Below are 19,653 nucleotides of genomic sequence, written 5' to 3'. Positions count from 1 at the left end.
GGGATCCCCGAATTTTCTTACGCAAAATCAAGAAGTTGGAATATTGAAGAGACCTGCATGAATCGGCAGCTTGTGTTGCACCACACAAAACAAGATCCCGACCCATGCAGGCCATCCGATTCTTACACAGCGCGCTCGCCCAGGCACTTCCCGATGTTCATTCTCATCGTCTGAAAACGTTGATGTGTTGTGTCAGCGCTTTACTCCGAGGACGTCGGCTCACTCTGACGGGGCTTGGTCGATTCTTGCCGAGCAAAGCCTATCCCAAACACACCATCAAGCGAGTGGATCGGTTGCTGGGTAATCGGCATCTGCGAACCGAGCGCCCGTTGTTCTACTGGGTCATGCTGCGAGCATTGCTGGGCTCGCTGAAGCATCCGTTGATCCTGGTTGACTGGTCACCTATTGATGCGGCTGGAGAGTTCTTTTTGTTGCGCGCTGCCGTCCCTTTGGCAGGACGTTCGTTCCCGATCTACGAGAGTGTTCACGAACGCGAGGGTTGTCCGAAATATCAAAAACGACTGCTACAAACGCTGGCCGAAATGCTCCCCAAAGACTGCGTTCCGATCCTTGTGGCTGATGCAGGTTTTCGCCGGCCATGGATCAAAGCCGTCGAAGCGCAAGGCTGGTATTACGTGGGACGTGTACGTAATCGGGATCTCTACCGAAACGACGCAGACACTTGGCTACCCGTTAAAAGCCTCTACGCTTTGGCATCGTCCTCACCGAAGTCACTGGGACGGATCGAGATGACCCAGAGCGCTCCGCACATCATTCATCTGTATTGCGTTAGGCATTCGGCAAAGGGTCGCAAACACCAGCGTGTCACCGGCTCAATTGCCAAAAACAAACTCAGTAGGCAATCGGCCAATCGTGAACGAGAGCCCTGGTTGTTGGCCAGCAACCTGCCGGAAGATCAATGGAACCCATCGAAAATCGTGGCCATTTATAAACAGCGCATGCAGATAGAAGAAGGCTTCAGGGATGTAAAAAGTGAGTATTTTGGGGTAGGCATCATTCGCCATCGGAGTCGCTGCCCACGCCGAATCGAAGTGCTTTTGCTGATCTCGGCTCTGGCTAATTACATCATTTGTTTAACGGGGTTGCAGGCCCGCGAGGCGGGTCATGAGCGCCGATTTCAAAGCAACAGCCTTAAACGCCGACGAGTGCTATCGCTTTGGCGGCTGGGCTTGGAATACTGGCGCAGCGGACGCGGCTCAAATTCTCGAAGCACCTTGGAGAGGCTTGAGCACGCGCTGCGCGCAGAGGTACATCAAGAGGCGCAGGCATTGGAGTAGATTTGTGGGGATCCCTCAGAATCTGTCCCCTTTTTTCATAGGAATGCAAATAATATTACTGCAAAAAATCGTGTTGAGCTTATGCAGAAAATTTTAGATAACTGGAATTAAAAGACGCCATGAAAATAAGCTGCATCAATGGAACATCTGAAGTCATGCTGCTTATTATCGAGCCTTGGGCTGAGGAATACTGTCTTGATCCCGGAGTGTCGGTTGATGTCGTGGGGCAAGGGGGGGCAGTTGATGGAAGTTTTGAAGTGGAGTATTTCGATAAAGGAATAATTTTTTATGGTTGGGAAGGTAGCGTGGTTTCAGTGTTTATAAATGGTCAAGAGGTCATCCCGAGCCCACAAAATTAATTTTTTGGTGCAAAATAAATACCTAAGGAATTAGGTAAAGTGTTTTTTGATGCAGCTAATGGTGTAGGAACCATCTACTCTCCAAGAGTCACCATGAGCGGAAGTAAAATAACATTTGATGAGTTTGCGATAGGGACTTCGAAAGGATTCATCGGCGTTGGTGCTGATGGGGCCGCTGAATTAGCAGGACCATTGAAGAAAATGCTTGCTTATGCTCAGTCCCAGTCGCAGGAAAGCTAAGGAAAAATTCTGATTAACACTATCAAAACTACTTGTCCCAAGCTTTGAGCCTTCTGGGGGATGCATAGCGACCTGTCAGAGTAATTTTTTCTGCTGGCTTGAGGGATTTTTTAAAAGGAGTTAGACAATGAGGATTCGTCGAACACTTAAAAAAAGGATGAGAAATGTTGAGGCCTTAGGTCGTGGGGTCTTTTATGAGGAAGCTGAAGAGGGTGAAATTTTATTTTCTACTGAAATAGAGGGTGGAAGGTTGAATGTATATGTTGACGGTTTTGTCTTTGGGAATGATGAGGTTGCAAATAAGTTGTTGTTTGCTGATATTTCTAGTATTGAAAGTCACCTGGGTGTAGAACTTTTTTCGAATGCGAGTCGCTCGGGGGACGTTGATTTTTACGTTCCCTTAGATGTGAAATGTGGCTTCTCTAATTTTGCGTTATTTTTACCATTCTTGACTTATTCTAATGTTATGAATATTTTGGTTGGGCTTCGAGAGGATTGGATGAGGCAGATATCTCCTAAAGTATAGTTGGCGCAAAAGCAACAGCGGAAGCTCCCAAGCCAGCTAGCCTTGCCACTATTACGGACGAAATAAGGCTGATCCTTACCATCCGGATTGGCAGCTTTACGTGGGTAATTAGCCGAGAGCGGTTGGGGCGGTTATTGTTAGCGGTGGTGCAAAAAAAGGGACCAAAAAAGGGGACGGATTCTGAGGGATCCCAATGTCTAGTCCTGAAATAGGTATACACCTGTTTCAGGACTAGACATTGATGAAAACACGTCGATTAGCAAGGGCTGAGGTCAGGAAGAATGGGCATCCGAAGAAGGTTAAGTAAGTGCCGTTCAAATCTGTCCCCTTCTTTGATCTTTGAGAATATTAAAGATCCATTTGGCGGTGCTCAATATAAGATGGAAGTTGAGCGGTTTAAGGAGGTTTGGAATGGTCGCTCCGTTTTTAGGCAGTAGTGTTTTCGTTTGGTTCATGGTTTACTCGGAAGTTACTTGTGAAATGACCTATGTTTTTCTGGTTGATGGTATTGAGTTTAGTCTAGTGGGAAGGCTGTATGAGAGTGGAGGTATAAGGGGAGTTGAATGCAGTGATGAATTGGAGGTTTTTTTAATGTCGCTTATGCCGTTTGATCATGGGGTGTCTAAAAAGCTGTCTGCGATATCTTGGGGCTACGTCGATGGTGGTTGTGTTGAACTTCCCATTTCTCTAGTTGCTTTGTAGAACGGCGCACACACACAGGGCATCTCCGTCTTAGCCTCCACACGCTCTAAATTAATCACCTAAGGATAACCAATGCGTCATTTCTACTCGTCTCTCCTCCTATCAACAACAATGCTTCTATCCGCTTGCAATACAACACCCTACGACAAAGCCACGATCTACTACGACCGCACGCAGTTCCCTTCGCAACTTGTCAAAGATTATCCTGAGCTGACCGATCCCATCCTCCAGCACGGTCGTTGTTCCTTGGTTGTTTCAACCCCAGGCTCGAATACGGGCACCTATTATTTCTGCACCTATGCGCTGAACTCCAAGGGGCTTTATATGCAGGGATGGGACGCCAAGGCGATGAAATACGTCGAAATCGCCCATGTAGATCTAACGGCGCTGAAAGAAATTTCGTTATATACCTTCGTGCGGACCAAGCAGCTCCAACTGACCGAGGAGCGCCGTCAGTTGGCGCTCAGTGCATCCATTGACGAAGGGGGGTATGTCGATGGAGCGGCCACGGAAAGTCTGTTCGAAAGCATCAAGCGCAAAGGCGTGCCGGTGGTGGAAAGCCAAGGCATGATCAACCCACCCGCGCCGCCTTCGCCGATGATCATTCCTGTCGTTGTTCCTAGGTAATCGAAACGGGGAAAACAGGGACAGGCAAATCTGTCCCTGAGGGCTCCCCGAATGTTCTTACGCAAAATCAAGAAGTTGGAATATTGACGAACCGCCAGTACATACTGCCTGAGAGTAAAGCGGACGACCTTCAGTCGCCCGCTTTGATTATTCGGCAGCCAGCTCCCGCAACCGCCTCCCAATCACATCCATCACATCACACCCATCGCGCAGCGCTATCGTCAGCATTTTGCAAAAATCAGATAGCACCACCGTATCCGAGCCGATCTCTGAGCGAAACGCAATATTCTCCAACACCTGGGTCACGCTACGAATACGGTAGTCGGCAGTTTCGAAGAGGACATCGAGCGGCGCTTCGGTGTCGATGAGCAGGGTTGCGGGGGTGCAGTCGATGCCAGTGATGGGCATGTATCTAGTCATATTAAGAGCCTCGGTGAATGGATGACTCTCTGTTGTTCAGGTCGCCAAACCTGGCCGCCATTTAGGCGACGAGCAAATACTGGCCTCCCTCTCAAAGCACCACAAGCCTCCACTTTCCGACCTTCACGTAGGATTTCGGCCTACCTCCTGTTGGCATTGGCTAAGGGTTGCGTAGGACCAGCCAAAGAACGCGACTGCTGCGCAGTCGAGCGGGAGCAAGCTCCCTCGCCACAGGGTGGTGCGGTCTTTCCGGAGTCCAGGTTCGATGACCAGAACCGGGCTCGCCCACCGAATTTGTGATCTATAGTTTCCCCCAAACCCATCGGCAACCTGCCTCGCATGGACGCCGCAAGAGTTCCTGGCATCGCCTGGGTGCCCGCTAACCTGAAGTGCTGATACAACGCAGGGAGCACAGCATGTTGTTTCAACGGCCAGATGGACTGAGGTTGGCCTCCGGTATCACCCCGTCAACGGACACAGCGTCCGGGGCCATGGGGCGGTTTTTTCGGCGTGGGCTGGGTCATATCAAGGAAGCCTACGTGCTGTTCCCGTTGCTGGCGGTTCTGCTGTTGCTGGCGATCTGGATGACGACGTTCTACCTCATCAACAGTGAGCTGGGGCGTGCCAGGTACAACGCCGCCACGGTCAGCCAGGAGATCAGCGCCACCTACGAAGCGCAGATGTTGCGGGCGGTTCACGAAATCGATCAGACCCTCAAGCTCGTCAAATACACCTACGAGGCCGAGGGTAAGCGCAATCCGCTGCCCCGGCTCAAGGAGCGGGCGTTGTTGCCGCCGGCCCTGTTGTTTGATGTGAGCGTGGTCAATGCCGACGCAAAGCTGGTGGCCAGCACTCGGGCGAACGAAACGGGACCGATCAGCGACCCGGATGAGCTGCGAACGTTGCGCAACAACGACACGCTGTTGATCAGCCACCCCTGGAAAGACCCTTCGACGGATGAATGGCGGCTGCGTTTCAGCCGTCGGCTCGACGCGCCGGATGGCTCCTTCTCGGGTGTCGCCAGGGTCGAGGTCGATGCGGCGTATTTCGCCAGCAGTTATGACACCTCGAAACTGGGGGACCAGGGTGTGCTCGGGCTGTTGGGCACCGATGGCGTCTTTCGGGTGCGGCGCACCGGGGAGTCGATCGAGGCCGGCGATGCGGTCGATTATGCGGCGTTGGTCCCGGACAGCGAGGACACCCAGGCGCAACTGTTGACCAACAGTTGGGACGGTGTGCGGCGCTACACCAGTGCCCGTCAGCTCTACGACCTGCCCCTGGCGGTGATTGTCGGGTTATCCGAGGAGGAACAACTGGCCGCCGTGACCGGGCAAGCCCACACCTATCAGTGGCGGGCCGCAGGAGGCAGCCTGCTGCTGGTGTTTCTGGTGGCGTTGCTGAGCCGGATGAGCTGGCAGCTCGCACAAAGCCGTTTGCGCACCGCCGAGGCCCAGACGCAACTGGTGGCGGTAGCCCGTCAGGCCGGCATGGCCGAGATCGCTACCAACGTCTTGCACAATGTCGGGAACGTGCTCAACAGCGTGAATGTCTCCGCCGAAGTGCTGACGCAAAAGCTGCGCACCAGCAAGGCCTTGGGGTTGAGCAAGGCGATGCAGTTGATGAACCAGCATGCTGCGGACCTGGGCCAGTTCCTCTCTGAAGACGATAAGGGCAAGCTGCTGCCGGGGTATCTGAATCAGGTGACGGAAGCCTTGGCTGTCGAACAGAAAAGCATGTCCGATGAACTGGAGCAACTGGCCAAGAGCATCGATCACATCAAGGAAGTGGTCGCGGCCCAGCAGTCCTACTCGGGCGTTTCCAGTCTCTGCGAGAGCGTCCAGATCGAGCCGTTGATCGAGGACGCGTTGCGCATGAACGCCGGCATCATCACGGCCCGCCGGGTCACGGTGCAGAAGGATTTTTCCGCAATGCCCGCCGTGCAACTGGACAAGCATCGAGTGCTGATGATCCTGGTCAACCTGATCAAGAATGCCAGCGGTGCGATGGTCAACATGTCGGATCGACAGCCGCTGATTACGCTTCATACCGAGCTGACGCCGGAGCAGAAGCTGATCATCCAGGTGATCGACAATGGGGAAGGGATTGCCGAAGAAAATCTGACGCGAATTTTTGCCCATGGCTTCACCACTCGCAAAGAGGGCCATGGGTTCGGCTTGCACAGTTGTGTCTTGGCGGCGATGGAAATGGGCGGTGTGCTGAGGGTCCAGAGCGAGGGGCCGGGGCAGGGCGCCACGTTTACTCTGGAGTTGCCCATCAAGGGGGTGGGCCAGGCGACCCTTGCATGATCCGGGCACGCTGGATTATGTCGTCTACAATTCGCTCATGGTATTGAGCCGGCGTCATAAGGACTGGAACGAATGGTGGCAATTCCTTCAGGCAACCCTTCAGGCAATCTCGAACAAGGTCCCAGCGCGTTAGCCTGCCTGGATGGGTGGGTTCTCCTGTCGAGGCTACACTGACTCCATGGCGCCCAGACTCCATCCGCTGACCCTGGCCCTGATGACGCTGTATGCCTGCACGGCAAACGCCGCCGACGCCAATGGGCCGACGTTTTCCGTGAGCAGTTTCGGCACGGTAGGCGTGGTTCATTCCAGCGAGAAGAAAGCCGATTACACCTCCAGCATCTACAAGCCCAACGGCGCCGGACACGCGCGCAATTGGAGTGCCGATGTCGACAGCCTGATCGGTGCGCAAGTGACGGCACGCTTCACCCCGGAACTCTCGGCGGTGGTGCAGGTGATTTCGGAGCAGCGTTACGACAACAGCTACCGTCCCTACGTCGAATGGGCGAACTTCAAGTATCAGGTCACGCCCGATTTCAGCCTGCGTATCGGCCGCACGGTGCAGCCGGCCTTCCTGTTCTCCGACACCCGCAAAGTCGGCTACACGCTTCCCTGGGTGCGTCCACCGGGGGAGGTCTACAGCATGATCCCCGTCACCGCGACCGATGGCATGGACATCAGCTACAGGCTGCACATGGGCGATATCATCAATACCGTGCAAGGCAACGTCGGGCAGAGCACGGTCCGCATGCCCAATGACGGGGGCGAGACCCGGGCCAGGGGCTCGTGGGGCGTTTCCAACCTGACCGAATACGGTGCCCTGACCACGCGCATCACCTATCAGCACACGCGCTTGACCTACGAGCCGTTCAATCCGCTCTTTGATGGTTTCCGGCAGTTCGGCGAAGAAGGCAACGCCATCGCCGACCGCTACGACACCAAGGGCAAGGACTTCAATTTCGTCGGCGTCGGGGCCATCTATGATCCCGGCGACTGGTTCGTCATGGGCGAATGGGGGCATTTCAACAGCCATGCGGTGTTTGGCGAGATGAGTGCCTGGTACGTCAGTAGCGGATACCGGATCAACGCGTTCACGCCCTATGTCACCTACGCGCGGTCAAAAACGCTGAGCGCAACGTCCACCGACGGGCTGGACGCATCAACGCTGCCACCGGACCTGGCAGATGCAGCGGGGGAACTCAACGGGACGCTCAACGCCGTCCTGGGCTCCGGCACCCGCCAGCAAACCCTGTCTCTTGGTGTACGCTGGGATTTCACGAAAAACATGGATGCCAAATTGCAGTACGACCACACGCGCCTGGGTGATAACACGACGGGCCCGCTGACCAATTTCCAGCCGGGTTTCGAGCCGGGCGGTTCGTTCAGCGTGCTCAGCCTCGCTGTCGATTTTGTCTTCTGATGAGGCCGATCATGCGGTTTCTCAAGCGCACCGGACGCGCCGTGGCAGGAATGACCTTGTATGCAGCCAGCACGTTCGTCATGGCTGATGTGGTGGTGGTCGTCTCGGCGACCAGCCCGGTAAAAAACCTGGCGGATAACCAGGTGGCGAATATTTTCCTCGGCAAGACCAGTCGTTTTCCCGAGGGCGGACAGGCCATTCCGATCGACTTGCCTGAAGGCTCCGCTGTTCGCGATGAGTTCTACACCACCTACACCGGCAAATCCGCCGCGCAACTCAAGACGCACTGGTCGAAGATCATTTTTACCGGTCGGGGCCAGCCTCCGGAGACGGTTTCAAACGGGGCGGAAGTGAAGAAACATGTCGCCGGCAATCCCGCTGCCATCGGCTACATCGATGCGCGTGAAGTGGATGGCAGCGTCAGGGTCTTGCCGTCCGATCCGCAATGAGCACCTACACGTCTGTGGCGGGGCGTGCTGCCTGTGTTTGCAGCAATGTCTTGAACTGATCGGCAGGTACCGGCTTGTTGAAGTAGAACCCCTGGAATTCGTCGCAGGCATTGTCCCGCAGGAAATCGGCTTGCTCCTTGGTTTCCACGCCCTGGGCAACCACGGTCAGGCTGAGGCTCCGGCCCATGGTGATGATGGCCTCGGTCAAGGCTTTGTCTTCCGCCACGCTGGTGACATCGCGGATGAATGAGCGATCGATCTTGATCGAGTCGAGCGGGAACTGTTTGAGCGCCGAGAGCGAAGAGTAACCAATGCCGAAGTCATCGATGGCGATCCGGATATTCAGTTCCTTGAGTCCGGTCAGTACCTGCAGGGTTTTCCGCACATCCTGCATGAGCAGGCTTTCGGTGATCTCCAGCTCCAGCAGGTGGGCGTCCATGCCGGTGTCTGCCAGTATCGTCGCAAGGTCGCTCAAGAGATGTTCATCGACAAACTGACGGGCCGTCAGGTTCACAGCGATGCACAGGTGCGGCAGGCCCTGTTGTTGCCAGGCCACGTTCTGCTCGCACACAGTCCTGAGCACCCACTTGCCGATGGGCACGATCAGGCCGGTTTCTTCGGCCACCGGGATGAACTGCATGGGCGCCACCAGCCCCAGGTCAGGATGTTCCCAGCGCAGAAGGGCTTCCATGCCGGTGATCTGGCCACCGCGAATGTCCCGCTTGGCCTGGTAGTGCAGCCGGAACTCATTGCGCTCCAGTGCATGACGCAGGCCCAGTTCCAGGGTCTGCCGTTCCAACGACTCCGCGTTCAGTTTCTCGGAGTAGAACTGGAAGGTGTTTTTCCCTTGTTGCTTGGCCTGGTACATCGCGATATCGGCGTTTTTCTTCAGGGTCTGTTCGTCCAGGCCGTCCCGGGCAAAGAGGCTGATACCGATGCTGGCGGTGACACGAAACTCCTGCCCTCGAAGATTGAAGGGCCGGGCAATCGCCGCAAGGATCTTCTGGGCGGTGGTCGCCACATACTTTTCATCCGACAGTTGTGGCAGCAACACCACAAATTCGTCACCGCCCAGCCGGGCAACGATATCGCTCTCGCGCAGGCAGGCCTTGAGGCGGTTTGCGACTTCTTGCAGCAACTGGTCGCCGGCATCATGGCCGAGGGTGTCGTTGATTTGTTTGAAACGGTCAAGGTCAAGGAACAGCACGGCCATTTGTCGCTGGTAACGATTGGCTTCGCGGATGTGTTGAATCAACAGTTTGCTGAACAGGCTGCGATTGGGCAGCGCCGTGAGGGCGTCGTGATAGGCGAGGTATTCGACGCGTTCGGCATAGGCCACCTTGGCTTCGGCGGCCTGTAGCCGGCTTTGCGCAAGCTGCCAGCTCATCCGGCTCAGCAGGCCGGCCAGGAGCACCAGCAACAGGCTGGCCCCGGCCGTTCGCCGCAGGTAGGTCTGGGCTTGCCGGTTCACCGCAATCAGTTGTTCTTCTTCGGACAAGCCGACAATCACCGCCAGGGGCAGGTCATAGAGCTGACGGACACTGGTATAGCGCCGCACCCCGTCCCAGCTATTGGTCAGCAGCAATGTCTGGATGTCCTCGCTGTCCGGGACCAGCGCCCCGTAGTCGACTGCATCGCCAGCCCGGATCGATTCCCCGGTGCGCCGCACCCGGAAAACGCCGTCGGTGCCCAGCAGCCCGAGCACGCCCCGGTCACCGAGTTTCGCGGCGTCGTAACTGCTGGTGAAATATGCGGCATCGACGTCGACCCTGGCGACACCCGAAAACAAGCCATCCGAGGCGTTGAGGCGACGGCTGAAGCGCAAGCGCCACTCCCCGGTCAAAGGGTCCTTCCAGGGGCGGCTGATCAGCAGCGTATCGTTGTTGCGCAGTGTCCGCAGCTCATCCGGGTCGCTGGCAGGTCCCGTTTCGTTCGCCCGGGTGCTGGCGATCAGCTTGGCGTCGGCGTTGACCACGCTGACATCGAACAGCAGCGATGGTGGCAGCAGCGCCCGCTCCTTGAGCCGGGGCAGCGGGTTGCGCTCGCCCTCGGCCTCGTAGGTGTATTTGACGAGCTTGAGGGTCTGGTCGATCTCACGCACCGCACGCAGTATCTGCGCTTCGTACGTGGCGCCGATTTCCTGGCTGACCGTTGCTGCGTTGCGCTGGGCACGGGTCTGTTCGACCTTGATGAGGTACAGGGTGGCGGACCAGAGGGCAAGCAGGAGCAGGACGGACAACAGCGGAAGCAGGATATAGGCTTCCCTGAGGTGGCCGAGCCCATACCGGAAGGCAGGGCTCGTTTCCTTGGCGGTCGTATCTGCGGATGCCGTGATACCGGGAGCCAGTCTCAGTCCACTTGTCCGTTGGATCGACATGATGTGCTCCCTGAATGACACCGGCGCGTCCGTGCGAAAAAAACATCAATTGATTAGAGGGAAACTATAGACCAGATATTCCCCTTGTTCCGCATGAGCCAGCGGGGCGGTGCGACGTTTCGCTGAATCTTCTCGTCAGGGGACAATGCTGTTGACTTAGACTTGGCCCGATTCATTGTGGCGAGGGGATTTATCCCCGCTGGGCTGCGAAGCAGCCCCCCTCAACCCGTCTGACACACCGCATGCTCAGGTTTTGGGGGCGCTTCGCGCCCCAGCGGGGCGGTGCGACGTTTCGCTAAATCCCCTCGCCACAAGTTCATCTACTTTGCACCCCAGCGGGAGCAAGCTCCCTCGCCACGGGTGGAGAATTCCTACAAGATTTTCAGAAGGCTAGGCCCCCATCAACGCCGCCCCACCCGGGTACTCACGTCCACCCAAACCGCCAGCACCAGAATGCTGCCCTTGACGATCATCTGCCAGTAGCTGTCGACGTCGAGCATCGACATGCCGTTGTCCAGGCTGGTAATGACCAGCGCGCCAAGAAGAGCGCCATAGACAGTGCCCGAGCCGCCGCGCATGGAGGTGCCGCCGATGAAGCAGGCGGCGATGGCGTCGAGTTCGCCCATGTTGCCGGCCGAGGGTGAGCCGGCTGCCAGGCGTGCGGTGTTGACCAGGCCGGCGAGGGCGCACATCACGCCCATGATGCCGAAGATCCACAGTTTTACGGCCTGCACGTTAATGCCGGACAGGCGCGTGGCCTCCATATTGCTGCCCACCGAGTAGACGCGTCGTCCGAACACGGTCTGGCTGGTGACGTAGCTGAACACCCCCAGCAGGACCAGCAGGAGCAGCACCGGAACCGGAATGCCGTCGTAGCTGTTGAGGGTATGGACGAACCCCGCAAGCACCGCGCCAATCGCCACCACGCGCAGCACGTCACGCACCAGGGAGTGTGCCGCCAGGCCATGGAGTGCACGGTTGCGGCGCTGTTTCCAGGTCAGGAAAAGGGTGAGGGAGAACAGCAGCACGCCCAGCGCTATACCCACGCTTTGCGGCAGGTAGCCCTGGCCGACGTAGACCAGCTCCGGCGACACCGGGGCAATGGTGGTGCCGCCGGTAATGCCCAGCAGGATCCCGCGAAACGCCAGCATGCCGCCCAGCCCCACGATGAACGACGGGATGCGCAGGTAGGCGGTCATGAAGCCATTGGCCAGGCCGATGACCAGGCCGCACAGGGCAACAAGGCTAAGACTCGCAAGCAAAGGTATGTGATAGACCACATCGAGAATCGCCGCCAGGCCACCCAGCAGCCCGAGCAATGAGCCCACCGACAGATCGATTTCGCCGCTGATGATCACCAGCACCATGCCGCAGGCGAGGATCCCGGTGATGGACATCTGCCGCAGCAGGTTGGACAGGTTGCGCGGGGTCAGGAAGCCGCCGTCGGTCTGCCAACTGAAGAACAACCAGATGATCGCGACGGCGATCACCAGCGCGAGCATTTTGTAGCGGGTGAAGAGTTGTTTGACCTGATTCATCTACGCGGACTTCCGATCATTATTGTTATGGCCATCGGGATGGCTGAGCGCAGCAGCGAGCACTTGTTCCTGGGTGAGTCCGTGGTTGACGAAGTCGCCACGCAACTGGCCTTCGCCGATCACCAGCACGCGGTCGGAAACCCCCAGCACTTCGGCCAGTTCCGAGGACACCATGATGATCGACACACCCTGGGCCGCCAGCGCGCCCATCAGCTTGTAGATCTCGTACTTGGCGCCGACGTCCACGCCACGGGTGGGTTCATCGAGAATCAGCACGCGGGGTTGGGTCAGGAGCATCTTCGCCAGCACGGCTTTTTGCTGGTTGCCGCCGGAGAGACTGGTGATCGGCAGGAACGGGCTCGCGGTCTTCAGATGCATGCGCGAGATTTCCCTGTCGATGCTGCCCAGTTCGGCTTCGGCGTCGATGCGGGTCAGCTTCGAGAAATTCTCCAGCACGGCAAGGGTGATGTTCTGGCCGACGCCCAGGTCCGGAATGATCCCTTGGCGCTTGCGGTCTTCGGGAACCATGCACAGGCCGGCGCGGATCGACTTGAGGGGCGTGCGGGTGTCGATCGGCTTCCCATCCAGCCAGACTTCACCCTCATGACGCCCGGGGTAGGCACCGAACAGCGCCGACACCAGTTCCGTGCGACCGGCACCGACGAGCCCGGCGACGCCGAGGATTTCACCGCACTTGAGGGTGAACGAAATGTCGTCGACCCGTTTGCGCCGGGGGTTATCGACGTCGTAGCAGGTGATGTGGCGCGCTTCGAAAATCACCTCGCCGATGTCATGGGGTTCGGTAGGGTAGAGGTTGCTCATTTCCCGCCCGACCATCTGGGTGATGATCTGTGGGATGTCCATGTCGGCCATGGCGGTGGTCGCGATGTGCTTGCCGTCGCGGATCACCGAGATGGTGTCGCACACCGCCGCCACTTCATCGAGCTTGTGGGAGATGTAGACACAGGCAACACCCTTGGCCTTGAGGTCACGGATGATGTCCAGCAGCACCTCGATTTCCGAACGGGTCAAGGCCGATGACGGCTCGTCGAGGATCAGCAGGCGCGCCTGTTTGTTCAATGCCTTGGCGATTTCCACCAGTTGCTGGTAGCCACCGCCGTACTGCGATACCGGGAGCGAGACGTTCATGTCTGGCACCTTGAGTTCCCGCATCAAGGCTTCGGCGCGATGGATCATGGCCGGGTAGTTCATGCGCCCGCCGGGCAGGGTCAGTTCGTGGCCCATGAAGATGTTTTCGGCCACCGACAGGTCGGGTACCAGGGTCAGTTCCTGGTGAATGATGACGATCCCGGCGGCTTCGGTTTCGCTGATGGATTGTGCCTTGAGCGGCTGGCCGTCCCAGAGGATTTCGCCGTCCCAGGTGCCGTATGGATAGACCGCCGAAAGGACTTTCATCAAGGTGGATTTGCCGGCGCCGTTCTCACCGCACAGGCCGACGCATTCCCCCGGCCGGACCTTGATGTCGATGCCATTCAGGGCTTTGACACCGTCGAAGGTTTTTACGATGCCGTTCATTTGCAGCAGGTAGTCGGACATGGCAAGGACTCGTGAAGAAGGACTTACACATAAGCTTGCCGGTCAATTCCCTGTGGGAGCGAGCCTGCTCGCGATCGCGGTGGTTCAGCGTGCACCAATGTTGAATGTGCTGCCGCCATCGCGAGCAGGCTCGCTCCCACAGGGACTGTGTTTGACTGACCGGTGGTGTTCAGCTTATTGCCCGGCGATCTGCGCCTTGCTATAGAAGCCGTCTTTTTCCAGCAAATCGATGTTGTCCTTGGTCAACGGGGTCGGGGTGAGCAGGATGGTGTCGACTTTCTTGCTGCCGTTGTCGTACTGCGAGCTGAAGGAAGGTTTCTCGTTACGGGCCAGTTGCACCGAGAGCTTGGCGGCTTCGGAGGCGATCAGCTTCAGGGGCTTGTAGACCGTCATGGTCTGAGTGCCATCGATCACCCGCTTGACCGCTGCCAGGTCGGCGTCCTGGCCTGAGATCGGCACCTTGCCGGCCATTTTCTGCGCCGCCAGGGCCTGGATCGCGCCGCCTGCGGTGGCGTCGTTGGAGGCGACGATGCCGTCGATCTTGTTGTTGTTCCGGGTCAGGGCGTTTTCAACAATGCTCAAGGCTTCGGTAGGGTTCCACTCCTTCACCCACTGTTGGCCGACGATCTTGATATCACCCTTGTCGATGGCCGGCTGCAGCACCTTCATCTGGCCTTCGCGCAACACCTTGGCGTTGTTGTCGGTAGGGGCGCCGCCCAGCAGGAAATAGTTGCCCTTGGGCGCGGCTTTCAGCACGCCGCTGGCCTGCATTTCGCCGACCTTTTCATTATCGAAGGAGATGTAGGCGTCGATGTCGGCGTTCAGGATCAGCCGGTCATAGGACACCACCTTGATCCCGGCCTTCTTCGCTTCGGCGACGGCGTTGGTCAACACGGTGGCGTTGAACGGCACGATGACGATCACATCGACGCCGCGGGAGATGAGGTTTTCGATCTGGGAAATCTGCTTCTGCTCGTTGGCATCGGCGGATTGCACGAAGACCTTGGCGTCCATTTTTTCTGCCGCCGCAACGAAGTAATCACGGTCCCGGGACCAGCGTTCCAGGCGCAGGTCGTCGATGGAAAAACCGATCTTCGGGTGCGCAGCATCGGCCATGACCGGAAGCGACAGCAGGGCCAGGGCGCTGGCGAGTAACGTGCGTTTTACATTTTTCATTGTGGTGCGTCCTTTTATTTTTGTTTGAAAGACACTGCCTGACGATGAGCGTGATGCCGGTAGAACTGTAGAGAGTCGCGAGGCGCTGCGGGCAGAGTTTTGTCGCGAGAATGTAACAGCCTCGCTGCGCCGGCTAACTCGACTGGGTCAGGGGTAGATGAACCGATTGACGACGCCTTCGAGCATCTCCTGCCGGCCGCTGACCGCTTGCGGATTCAGCTCGTTGACGAAGGCATGCTCGGCCAGCGAGGCGAGGCTGAACTTGCCCGCCAGCACCGCTTGACCGAACGGCTGCTGCCAGCCGGCGTAGCGTTGGTCCTTGAATTGCTGGAGCCGGTCGTTCTGTACCATGGCGGCTGCGCGCTCCAGGGACAGGGCCAGGACGTCCATCGCTGCAACATGGCCGTGGAACAGATCGAGCTCGTCCACGCTCTGGCGACGAACCTTGGCGTCGAAGTTGAACCCGCCATTCTTGAAGCCGCCGGCCTTGAGGATTTCGTAGGTGGCGAGGGTCATTTCCTCGACGCTGTTGGGGAACTGGTCGGTGTCCCAGCCGTTCTGCGGATCGCCACGGTTGGCGTCGATGCTGCCGAAGATCCCCAGCGAGGTGGCGGTGGCGATCTCGTGATGAAAACTGTGCCCGGCCAGGGTCGCGTGGTTGGCCTCGATGTTGACCTTGATCTCGTTTTCCAGGCCGAACTGCTGCAGGAAGCCGAAGACCGTGGCGCTGTCGTAATCGTATTGGTGCTTGGTCGGCTCCTGGGGCTTGGGCTCGATCAGCAGGTCGCCCTTGAAACCGATCTTGTGCTTGTGCTCGACCACCATGCCCATGAAGCGGCCCAGTTGTTCGCGCTCGCGCTTCAGATCGGTATTGAGCAGGGTTTCGTAACCTTCACGACCACCCCACAGGACGTAGTTGGCGCCCTTGAGGCGCAAGGTGGCATTCATCGCGCTGAACACCTGGGCGGCGGCACAGGCGAACACTTCCGGGTCCGGGTTGGTGGCGGCGCCGGCGGCGAAGCGCGGGTTGCTGAAGCAGTTGGCGGTGCCCCACAGCAGCTTGATCCCGGTCTGTTCCTGATGGCGTTCCAGGTGGTCGATCATCAGTGCGAAGTGGTTGCGGTATTCCTTCAGCGAGCTGCCTTCCGGGGCGACATCGGTGTCGTGGAAGCAGTAATAGTCGACGCCCAGTTTGGAGAAGAATTCGAAGGCTGCTTCGGCCTTGCCGATGGCCAACTCCATCGGGTCACCGGCGTGTTGCCAGGGGCGCTTGAACGTGCCGGCACCGAACACATCGGAGCCCGGCCAGACGAACGTATGCCAGTAGCAGACCGCCATGCGCAGGTGCTCGCGCATGGGTTTGCCGAGGACGAGCTTGTCGGCGTCGTAGTGGCGGAAGGCAAGGGGCGAGTCGCTGGCGGGGCCTTCGTAGCGAATCTTGTCGACACCGGGAAAGTACGGCATGGCGATTTCCTTTTTATTCTTGGTGGTGTCTCGATACTAACGCTGGCCCTGCGAGCGATGATTATGAAAATCACCAGGGGGCAGTTCGATTTTGTATTGAGCTTCGACGTTCGCGCGCCTAGTCTGTGTTCACCGGCCCAGGGTGAAAACAATGAAAACCATCCCCCCCGTCCACCGCATCGCGCTGTTGTTCAACGGCAGCAAGATCTACGACCGCGGCATCATCAGCGGTATCGGCAACTACCTGAGCAGCACCCGTGCATCCTGGGACCTCTTTCTGGAGGAGGACTTCCTCTGCCGGCTGAAGGGGATCGAGCGCTGGCAGGGTGACGGGATCATCGCCGACTTCGACGACCCGCTGATCGGCGAGGCGTTGGCCGGAATCCGCTTGCCCGTGGTGGCGGTGGGCGGTTCTTATCAGGATGAGCGCGCCTATCCCAAAGGCATTCCCTATGTCGCCACCGACAATTTCGCGTTGATGAAGCTGGCCTACGAGCACTTGATCGAGGCCGGCCTCACGCGCTTTGCCTGCTTCAGCCTGCCCGAAGCACAGGCCAACCGCTGGGCCCAGGAGCGGGAAAAAGCCTTCCGTTCGTTGGTGCAGCGCGATGGCCTGCCGGCCGAGGTCTATCGCGGCATGGGCACCAGCGCGCCGCTCTGGGACAGCGCCGTCGAACAGCAGATCGCCTGGTTGCAAAGCCTGCCCAAGCCCATCGGCATCATCGCCGTCAGCGATGCCCGCGCCCGACAACTGCTGCAAGCCTGCCTGACCGCCGGCATCGCCGTGCCGGAGCAAGTGGCGCTGATCGGCATCGACAACGATCCGCTGACCCGCTGCCTGACCCGAGTGCCCCTGAGCTCGGTGATCCAGGGCACCGAAACCATGGGCCGCACCGCCGCGCGCCTGCTCCACCAGATGCTGCACGGCATGCCATCGACGGGCACCCAGGTACTGATTCCCCCCGACGCGATCAACGTACAGGCCTCGAGCCTGCATCAACCGTTGGGTAATCCCTATGTCATGCAGGCGCTGCTGTTCATCCGCCAATACGCTTGCCAGGGCATCAAGACTGCGCAGGTGGCGGGGTATGTGGGGGTGTCGCGGTCATCGCTGGAAGCGCATTTTCGCAAGGAGCGGGGATGCAGCGTGCATGATGAGATCTTGCGGTTCAGGTTGGCGGCGGCTGCCAGTGGGTTGCAGAAGACGGATTTGGCGATTGCTGACATTGCCCGCAATTGCGGCTTCAAGTCGGCGCAATATCTGCACACAGTATTTCGTCGGGAGTTTGGGTGCACACCGAGGCAGTATCAGCAGGAGGAGCGCGACCCTTCTCCGGGGCGCGCCCTTTGAACTTCACCATTGCCGAAAAATTCCGGTTGTGAAAAAACACAACTGGAGTAGCATCCGGCTCAAGGACAGGGAAGCCCATGGATATACTCAAGCCATCACGTTTTGACGCCGCCGCCATTTTGTACCCGAACGACAAGGCCGGGCTCGATCGCTGCCGGCGCATGCTGAAGATGGCCCGTCCGACAGCATTCGCGGACCTGCAGAAACTGTTCGGTACCCACGGTATCGACCTGTTCAAGCCGAGAGCCACAGCGAATTGGGTCGTGATTGACGTAGGTGGCAACAATCTCAGGGTGATAGGGGGTGTCCACTACATCCGCCAGAAATTCTACGTCAAACACATCTGCACACATGCCGATTACGACGTTGCCAACGTCTGGTATGCAAGAAACAAAGGAGTAAAACGATGAGCACAGTCCGGAATGACTTTCAGACCGTGATCGCAACGCTTGGCGAGCTGCACGCGGTGCTGGAGCGTCTGCGCGGTGAGTTCGTGCATGGCATCAGGACGCCTGTCGAGTATGAGCGTGCGACCGATCTGCTCGATGAACTCACCGATGGACGTGAACTGAGCAAGGTCGAGGAAAAGATCCTCGTCGAGCTCGAAGACGAAATCCTGGCCTACCAGCGCGACTCCGACCAGTTTCGCGAAGCCAACGCCGCTTTTGAAGCAACGTGTACCCCCGTGCAATTGATCAGGGACCTGATGGAGACGCTCGGGCTCACCGGTTCGGACCTCCCTGAAATTGGTGACAAGACGGCGGTGTCCAAGGTGCTGAGCGGAGATCGTCCCATCAGTCACAAGATGGCGTATGCGCTGGCACAGCGGTTTGCGATGGAGCCGGGTGCTTTCCTGTCGGCAGCCCCGATAAAGGCGACCCCCATTGAAACCGCTCGCCCTGCGACCAGGAAACCCGCGACGTACCGCCTTCGCGCCGAGCCGCTGGCCGCACATTCGGCAACAGAGCCAGGTACCGCTGAGTACAAGGTGACCGCTTCCAGGAAGCGCAAGCCGACAGGCAAGGACCCGGCCTAGTGGTCTGTTCAGTGCGAGTGCCACCTCCACACAACGCCCCTGTGAGACCTCAATGACTGAATACCACGGATTGATCCTCGAACGAACCCGTGCAGGCGCCACGGATCGCGCCATCTCGCAACTGGAAACCAGCCTTGGCGCCTGCCTGCCGGAGGACTACCGGCAGTTTCTCAAGACCTGCAACGGCGCTTGCGTGGAATACGATGTCGTCGCCACCTTGGCCAATGGCGATGAGGAACTGCTGAGCTTTTCGCTGTATGGGCTGGATCCGGAAAAAGAACACGAGTCCAACCCTTTTGAGCTGGAGCAACTGCGGGTGGAACCCGGCTTCCCCGCGACCGGACTGCTGCCAATCGGTCGCGATGGTGGCGCAAGCCTGTTGCTCCTGGACCTGCGGGAGGGGCGCCAGGATGTGGGGGCGATGGTCGCAGGCTTACCCGCCTGGACCGGCCGCCGCCAGCAAGGCGATGAGTACGTCGTGCTGGCGGATTCCTTCACCGGCTACCTGGATTCGCTGCATCTATCGCACGAGCGGATCGAGGAGCATATCAATCACTTCATCATCAGCCCTGGCAGTATCGAGGCGACATTGGAGTGGCTGGATAAAGGCAGCTCGGGATGGCGGGAGCGTTACCGGGAGCAGTGGAATGCAAGGGTTGTGGACAGGCCGATCTGAGGCCCAAGTCCCCTGTGTGCGAGCCTGCTCGCGATAGCGGTGGGTCAACTTGCATCGATATGGGATGTACCACCGCCATCGCGAGCAGGCTCGCTCCCACACTTTTTTCGGGCGTTCACGGGTTCGATGTACGC

The 19,653-nt window shown here is 58.3% G+C and carries 19 protein-coding genes; 13 read left to right on the top strand and 6 right to left on the bottom strand.

The annotated features are described in order from the left end of the window. Positions 1–104: 104 nt before the first annotated feature. The 6 genes from LOY67_RS16090 to LOY67_RS16065 all read left to right on the top strand — a co-directional run bounded on the left by LOY67_RS16090 (position 105) and on the right by LOY67_RS16065 (position 3,752). Positions 105–1,298, top strand: a complete 1,194-nt coding sequence (locus tag LOY67_RS16090; protein WP_265063437.1) for an IS4 family transposase — start codon at positions 105–107, stop codon at positions 1,296–1,298. A 155-nt stretch (positions 1,299–1,453) separates the two neighbouring features. After that, complete coding sequence (locus tag LOY67_RS16085; protein WP_265063436.1) at positions 1,454–1,657, top strand: hypothetical protein; 204 nt, start codon at positions 1,454–1,456, stop codon at positions 1,655–1,657. 93 nt (positions 1,658–1,750) lie between these two features. Next, complete coding sequence (locus LOY67_RS16080; protein WP_265063435.1) at positions 1,751–1,897, top strand: hypothetical protein; 147 nt, start codon at positions 1,751–1,753, stop codon at positions 1,895–1,897. A 127-nt stretch (positions 1,898–2,024) separates the two neighbouring features. Continuing rightward, a complete protein-coding gene (locus LOY67_RS16075) occupies positions 2,025–2,423 on the top strand; it encodes a hypothetical protein (RefSeq protein ID WP_265063434.1) in 399 nt (132 codons plus the stop codon). A 411-nt stretch (positions 2,424–2,834) separates the two neighbouring features. Next, complete coding sequence (locus LOY67_RS16070) at positions 2,835–3,125, top strand: hypothetical protein (protein WP_265063433.1); 291 nt, start codon at positions 2,835–2,837, stop codon at positions 3,123–3,125. Between the two features lie 72 nt (positions 3,126–3,197). Further along, positions 3,198–3,752 carry a hypothetical protein gene (locus LOY67_RS16065; protein ID WP_265063432.1) on the top strand — a complete coding sequence of 185 codons (555 nt, stop codon included), beginning with the start codon at positions 3,198–3,200 and terminating at the stop codon, positions 3,750–3,752. Between the two features lie 147 nt (positions 3,753–3,899). On the opposite strand, the gene LOY67_RS16060 is transcribed toward LOY67_RS16065, so the two are convergent. After that, positions 3,900–4,172: a hypothetical protein gene (locus LOY67_RS16060; protein ID WP_024780354.1), complete on the bottom strand. Its 273-nt coding sequence runs from the start codon at positions 4,170–4,172 to the stop codon at positions 3,900–3,902. A gap of 416 nt (positions 4,173–4,588) precedes the next feature. Between LOY67_RS16060 and LOY67_RS16055 the strand changes: the two genes are divergently transcribed. The 3 genes from LOY67_RS16055 (at position 4,589) to LOY67_RS16045 (ending at position 8,344) form a co-directional block, all read left to right on the top strand. Further along, the gene (locus tag LOY67_RS16055; RefSeq protein ID WP_265063431.1) at positions 4,589–6,478 is read left to right on the top strand and encodes an ATP-binding protein; all 1,890 of its coding nucleotides are present in this window, start codon (positions 4,589–4,591) and stop codon (positions 6,476–6,478) included. Between the two features lie 178 nt (positions 6,479–6,656). Continuing rightward, a complete protein-coding gene (locus tag LOY67_RS16050; protein WP_265063430.1) occupies positions 6,657–7,895 on the top strand; it encodes a hypothetical protein in 1,239 nt (412 codons plus the stop codon). A gap of 11 nt (positions 7,896–7,906) precedes the next feature. Further along, a complete protein-coding gene (locus tag LOY67_RS16045; RefSeq protein WP_265063429.1) occupies positions 7,907–8,344 on the top strand; it encodes a phosphate ABC transporter substrate-binding protein in 438 nt (145 codons plus the stop codon). A gap of 4 nt (positions 8,345–8,348) precedes the next feature. Here LOY67_RS16045 and LOY67_RS16040 read toward each other — a convergent pair whose 3' ends face one another. From LOY67_RS16040 to xylA, 5 genes are all read right to left on the bottom strand, one after another. Then, complete coding sequence (locus LOY67_RS16040; RefSeq protein WP_265063428.1) at positions 8,349–10,721, bottom strand: putative bifunctional diguanylate cyclase/phosphodiesterase; 2,373 nt, start codon at positions 10,719–10,721, stop codon at positions 8,349–8,351. A 401-nt stretch (positions 10,722–11,122) separates the two neighbouring features. Beyond that, the gene (locus LOY67_RS16035; RefSeq protein WP_265063427.1) at positions 11,123–12,259 is read right to left on the bottom strand and encodes a sugar ABC transporter permease; all 1,137 of its coding nucleotides are present in this window, start codon (positions 12,257–12,259) and stop codon (positions 11,123–11,125) included. Further along, a complete protein-coding gene (gene xylG, locus LOY67_RS16030; RefSeq protein ID WP_265063426.1) occupies positions 12,260–13,816 on the bottom strand; it encodes a D-xylose ABC transporter ATP-binding protein in 1,557 nt (518 codons plus the stop codon). 174 nt (positions 13,817–13,990) lie between these two features. Then, positions 13,991–14,992, bottom strand: a complete 1,002-nt coding sequence (gene xylF, locus LOY67_RS16025; RefSeq protein ID WP_265063425.1) for a D-xylose ABC transporter substrate-binding protein — start codon at positions 14,990–14,992, stop codon at positions 13,991–13,993. Between the two features lie 147 nt (positions 14,993–15,139). Beyond that, positions 15,140–16,456: a xylose isomerase gene (gene xylA, locus LOY67_RS16020; RefSeq protein ID WP_265063424.1), complete on the bottom strand. Its 1,317-nt coding sequence runs from the start codon at positions 16,454–16,456 to the stop codon at positions 15,140–15,142. Positions 16,457–16,607: 151 nt separating this feature from the next. Between xylA and LOY67_RS16015 the strand changes: the two genes are divergently transcribed. The 4 genes from LOY67_RS16015 to LOY67_RS16000 all read left to right on the top strand — a co-directional run bounded on the left by LOY67_RS16015 (position 16,608) and on the right by LOY67_RS16000 (position 19,519). Continuing rightward, on the top strand, positions 16,608–17,807 hold the full coding sequence (locus tag LOY67_RS16015) for a XylR family transcriptional regulator (protein ID WP_265063423.1): 1,200 nt from the start codon (positions 16,608–16,610) through the stop codon (positions 17,805–17,807). A gap of 77 nt (positions 17,808–17,884) precedes the next feature. Next, complete coding sequence (locus tag LOY67_RS16010; protein ID WP_024780344.1) at positions 17,885–18,217, top strand: type II toxin-antitoxin system HigB family toxin; 333 nt, start codon at positions 17,885–17,887, stop codon at positions 18,215–18,217. Continuing rightward, complete coding sequence (locus LOY67_RS16005; protein WP_265063422.1) at positions 18,214–18,843, top strand: helix-turn-helix domain-containing protein; 630 nt, start codon at positions 18,214–18,216, stop codon at positions 18,841–18,843. The genes LOY67_RS16010 and LOY67_RS16005 overlap by 4 nt, the downstream gene beginning before the upstream one ends. A gap of 52 nt (positions 18,844–18,895) precedes the next feature. Then, positions 18,896–19,519, top strand: coding sequence for an SMI1/KNR4 family protein (locus LOY67_RS16000; protein WP_265063421.1), 624 nt, complete (start codon positions 18,896–18,898; stop codon positions 19,517–19,519). The last annotated feature ends 134 nt before the right edge of the window (positions 19,520–19,653 follow it).

It is taken from the genome of Pseudomonas sp. B21-056, assembly GCF_026016325.1.
Classification (GTDB): domain Bacteria; phylum Pseudomonadota; class Gammaproteobacteria; order Pseudomonadales; family Pseudomonadaceae; genus Aquipseudomonas.
This window is presented reverse-complemented; position numbering and strand designations above follow the sequence as displayed.

Coding starts and splice junctions, on each gene's coding strand:
- LOY67_RS16090 (WP_265063437.1), top strand. CDS start 105: ATGCAGGCCATCCGATTCTTACACAGCGCGCTCGCCCAGGCACTTCCC.
- LOY67_RS16085 (WP_265063436.1), top strand. CDS start 1,454: ATGCTGCTTATTATCGAGCCTTGGGCTGAGGAATACTGTCTTGATCCC.
- LOY67_RS16080 (WP_265063435.1), top strand. CDS start 1,751: ATGAGCGGAAGTAAAATAACATTTGATGAGTTTGCGATAGGGACTTCG.
- LOY67_RS16075 (WP_265063434.1), top strand. CDS start 2,025: ATGAGGATTCGTCGAACACTTAAAAAAAGGATGAGAAATGTTGAGGCC.
- LOY67_RS16070 (WP_265063433.1), top strand. CDS start 2,835: ATGGTCGCTCCGTTTTTAGGCAGTAGTGTTTTCGTTTGGTTCATGGTT.
- LOY67_RS16065 (WP_265063432.1), top strand. CDS start 3,198: ATGCGTCATTTCTACTCGTCTCTCCTCCTATCAACAACAATGCTTCTA.
- LOY67_RS16060 (WP_024780354.1), bottom strand. CDS start 4,172: ATGACTAGATACATGCCCATCACTGGCATCGACTGCACCCCCGCAACC.
- LOY67_RS16055 (WP_265063431.1), top strand. CDS start 4,589: ATGTTGTTTCAACGGCCAGATGGACTGAGGTTGGCCTCCGGTATCACC.
- LOY67_RS16050 (WP_265063430.1), top strand. CDS start 6,657: ATGGCGCCCAGACTCCATCCGCTGACCCTGGCCCTGATGACGCTGTAT.
- LOY67_RS16045 (WP_265063429.1), top strand. CDS start 7,907: ATGCGGTTTCTCAAGCGCACCGGACGCGCCGTGGCAGGAATGACCTTG.
- LOY67_RS16040 (WP_265063428.1), bottom strand. CDS start 10,721: ATGTCGATCCAACGGACAAGTGGACTGAGACTGGCTCCCGGTATCACG.
- LOY67_RS16035 (WP_265063427.1), bottom strand. CDS start 12,259: ATGAATCAGGTCAAACAACTCTTCACCCGCTACAAAATGCTCGCGCTG.
- xylG (WP_265063426.1), bottom strand. CDS start 13,816: ATGTCCGACTACCTGCTGCAAATGAACGGCATCGTAAAAACCTTCGAC.
- xylF (WP_265063425.1), bottom strand. CDS start 14,992: ATGAAAAATGTAAAACGCACGTTACTCGCCAGCGCCCTGGCCCTGCTG.
- xylA (WP_265063424.1), bottom strand. CDS start 16,456: ATGCCGTACTTTCCCGGTGTCGACAAGATTCGCTACGAAGGCCCCGCC.
- LOY67_RS16015 (WP_265063423.1), top strand. CDS start 16,608: ATGAAAACCATCCCCCCCGTCCACCGCATCGCGCTGTTGTTCAACGGC.
- LOY67_RS16010 (WP_024780344.1), top strand. CDS start 17,885: ATGGATATACTCAAGCCATCACGTTTTGACGCCGCCGCCATTTTGTAC.
- LOY67_RS16005 (WP_265063422.1), top strand. CDS start 18,214: ATGAGCACAGTCCGGAATGACTTTCAGACCGTGATCGCAACGCTTGGC.
- LOY67_RS16000 (WP_265063421.1), top strand. CDS start 18,896: ATGACTGAATACCACGGATTGATCCTCGAACGAACCCGTGCAGGCGCC.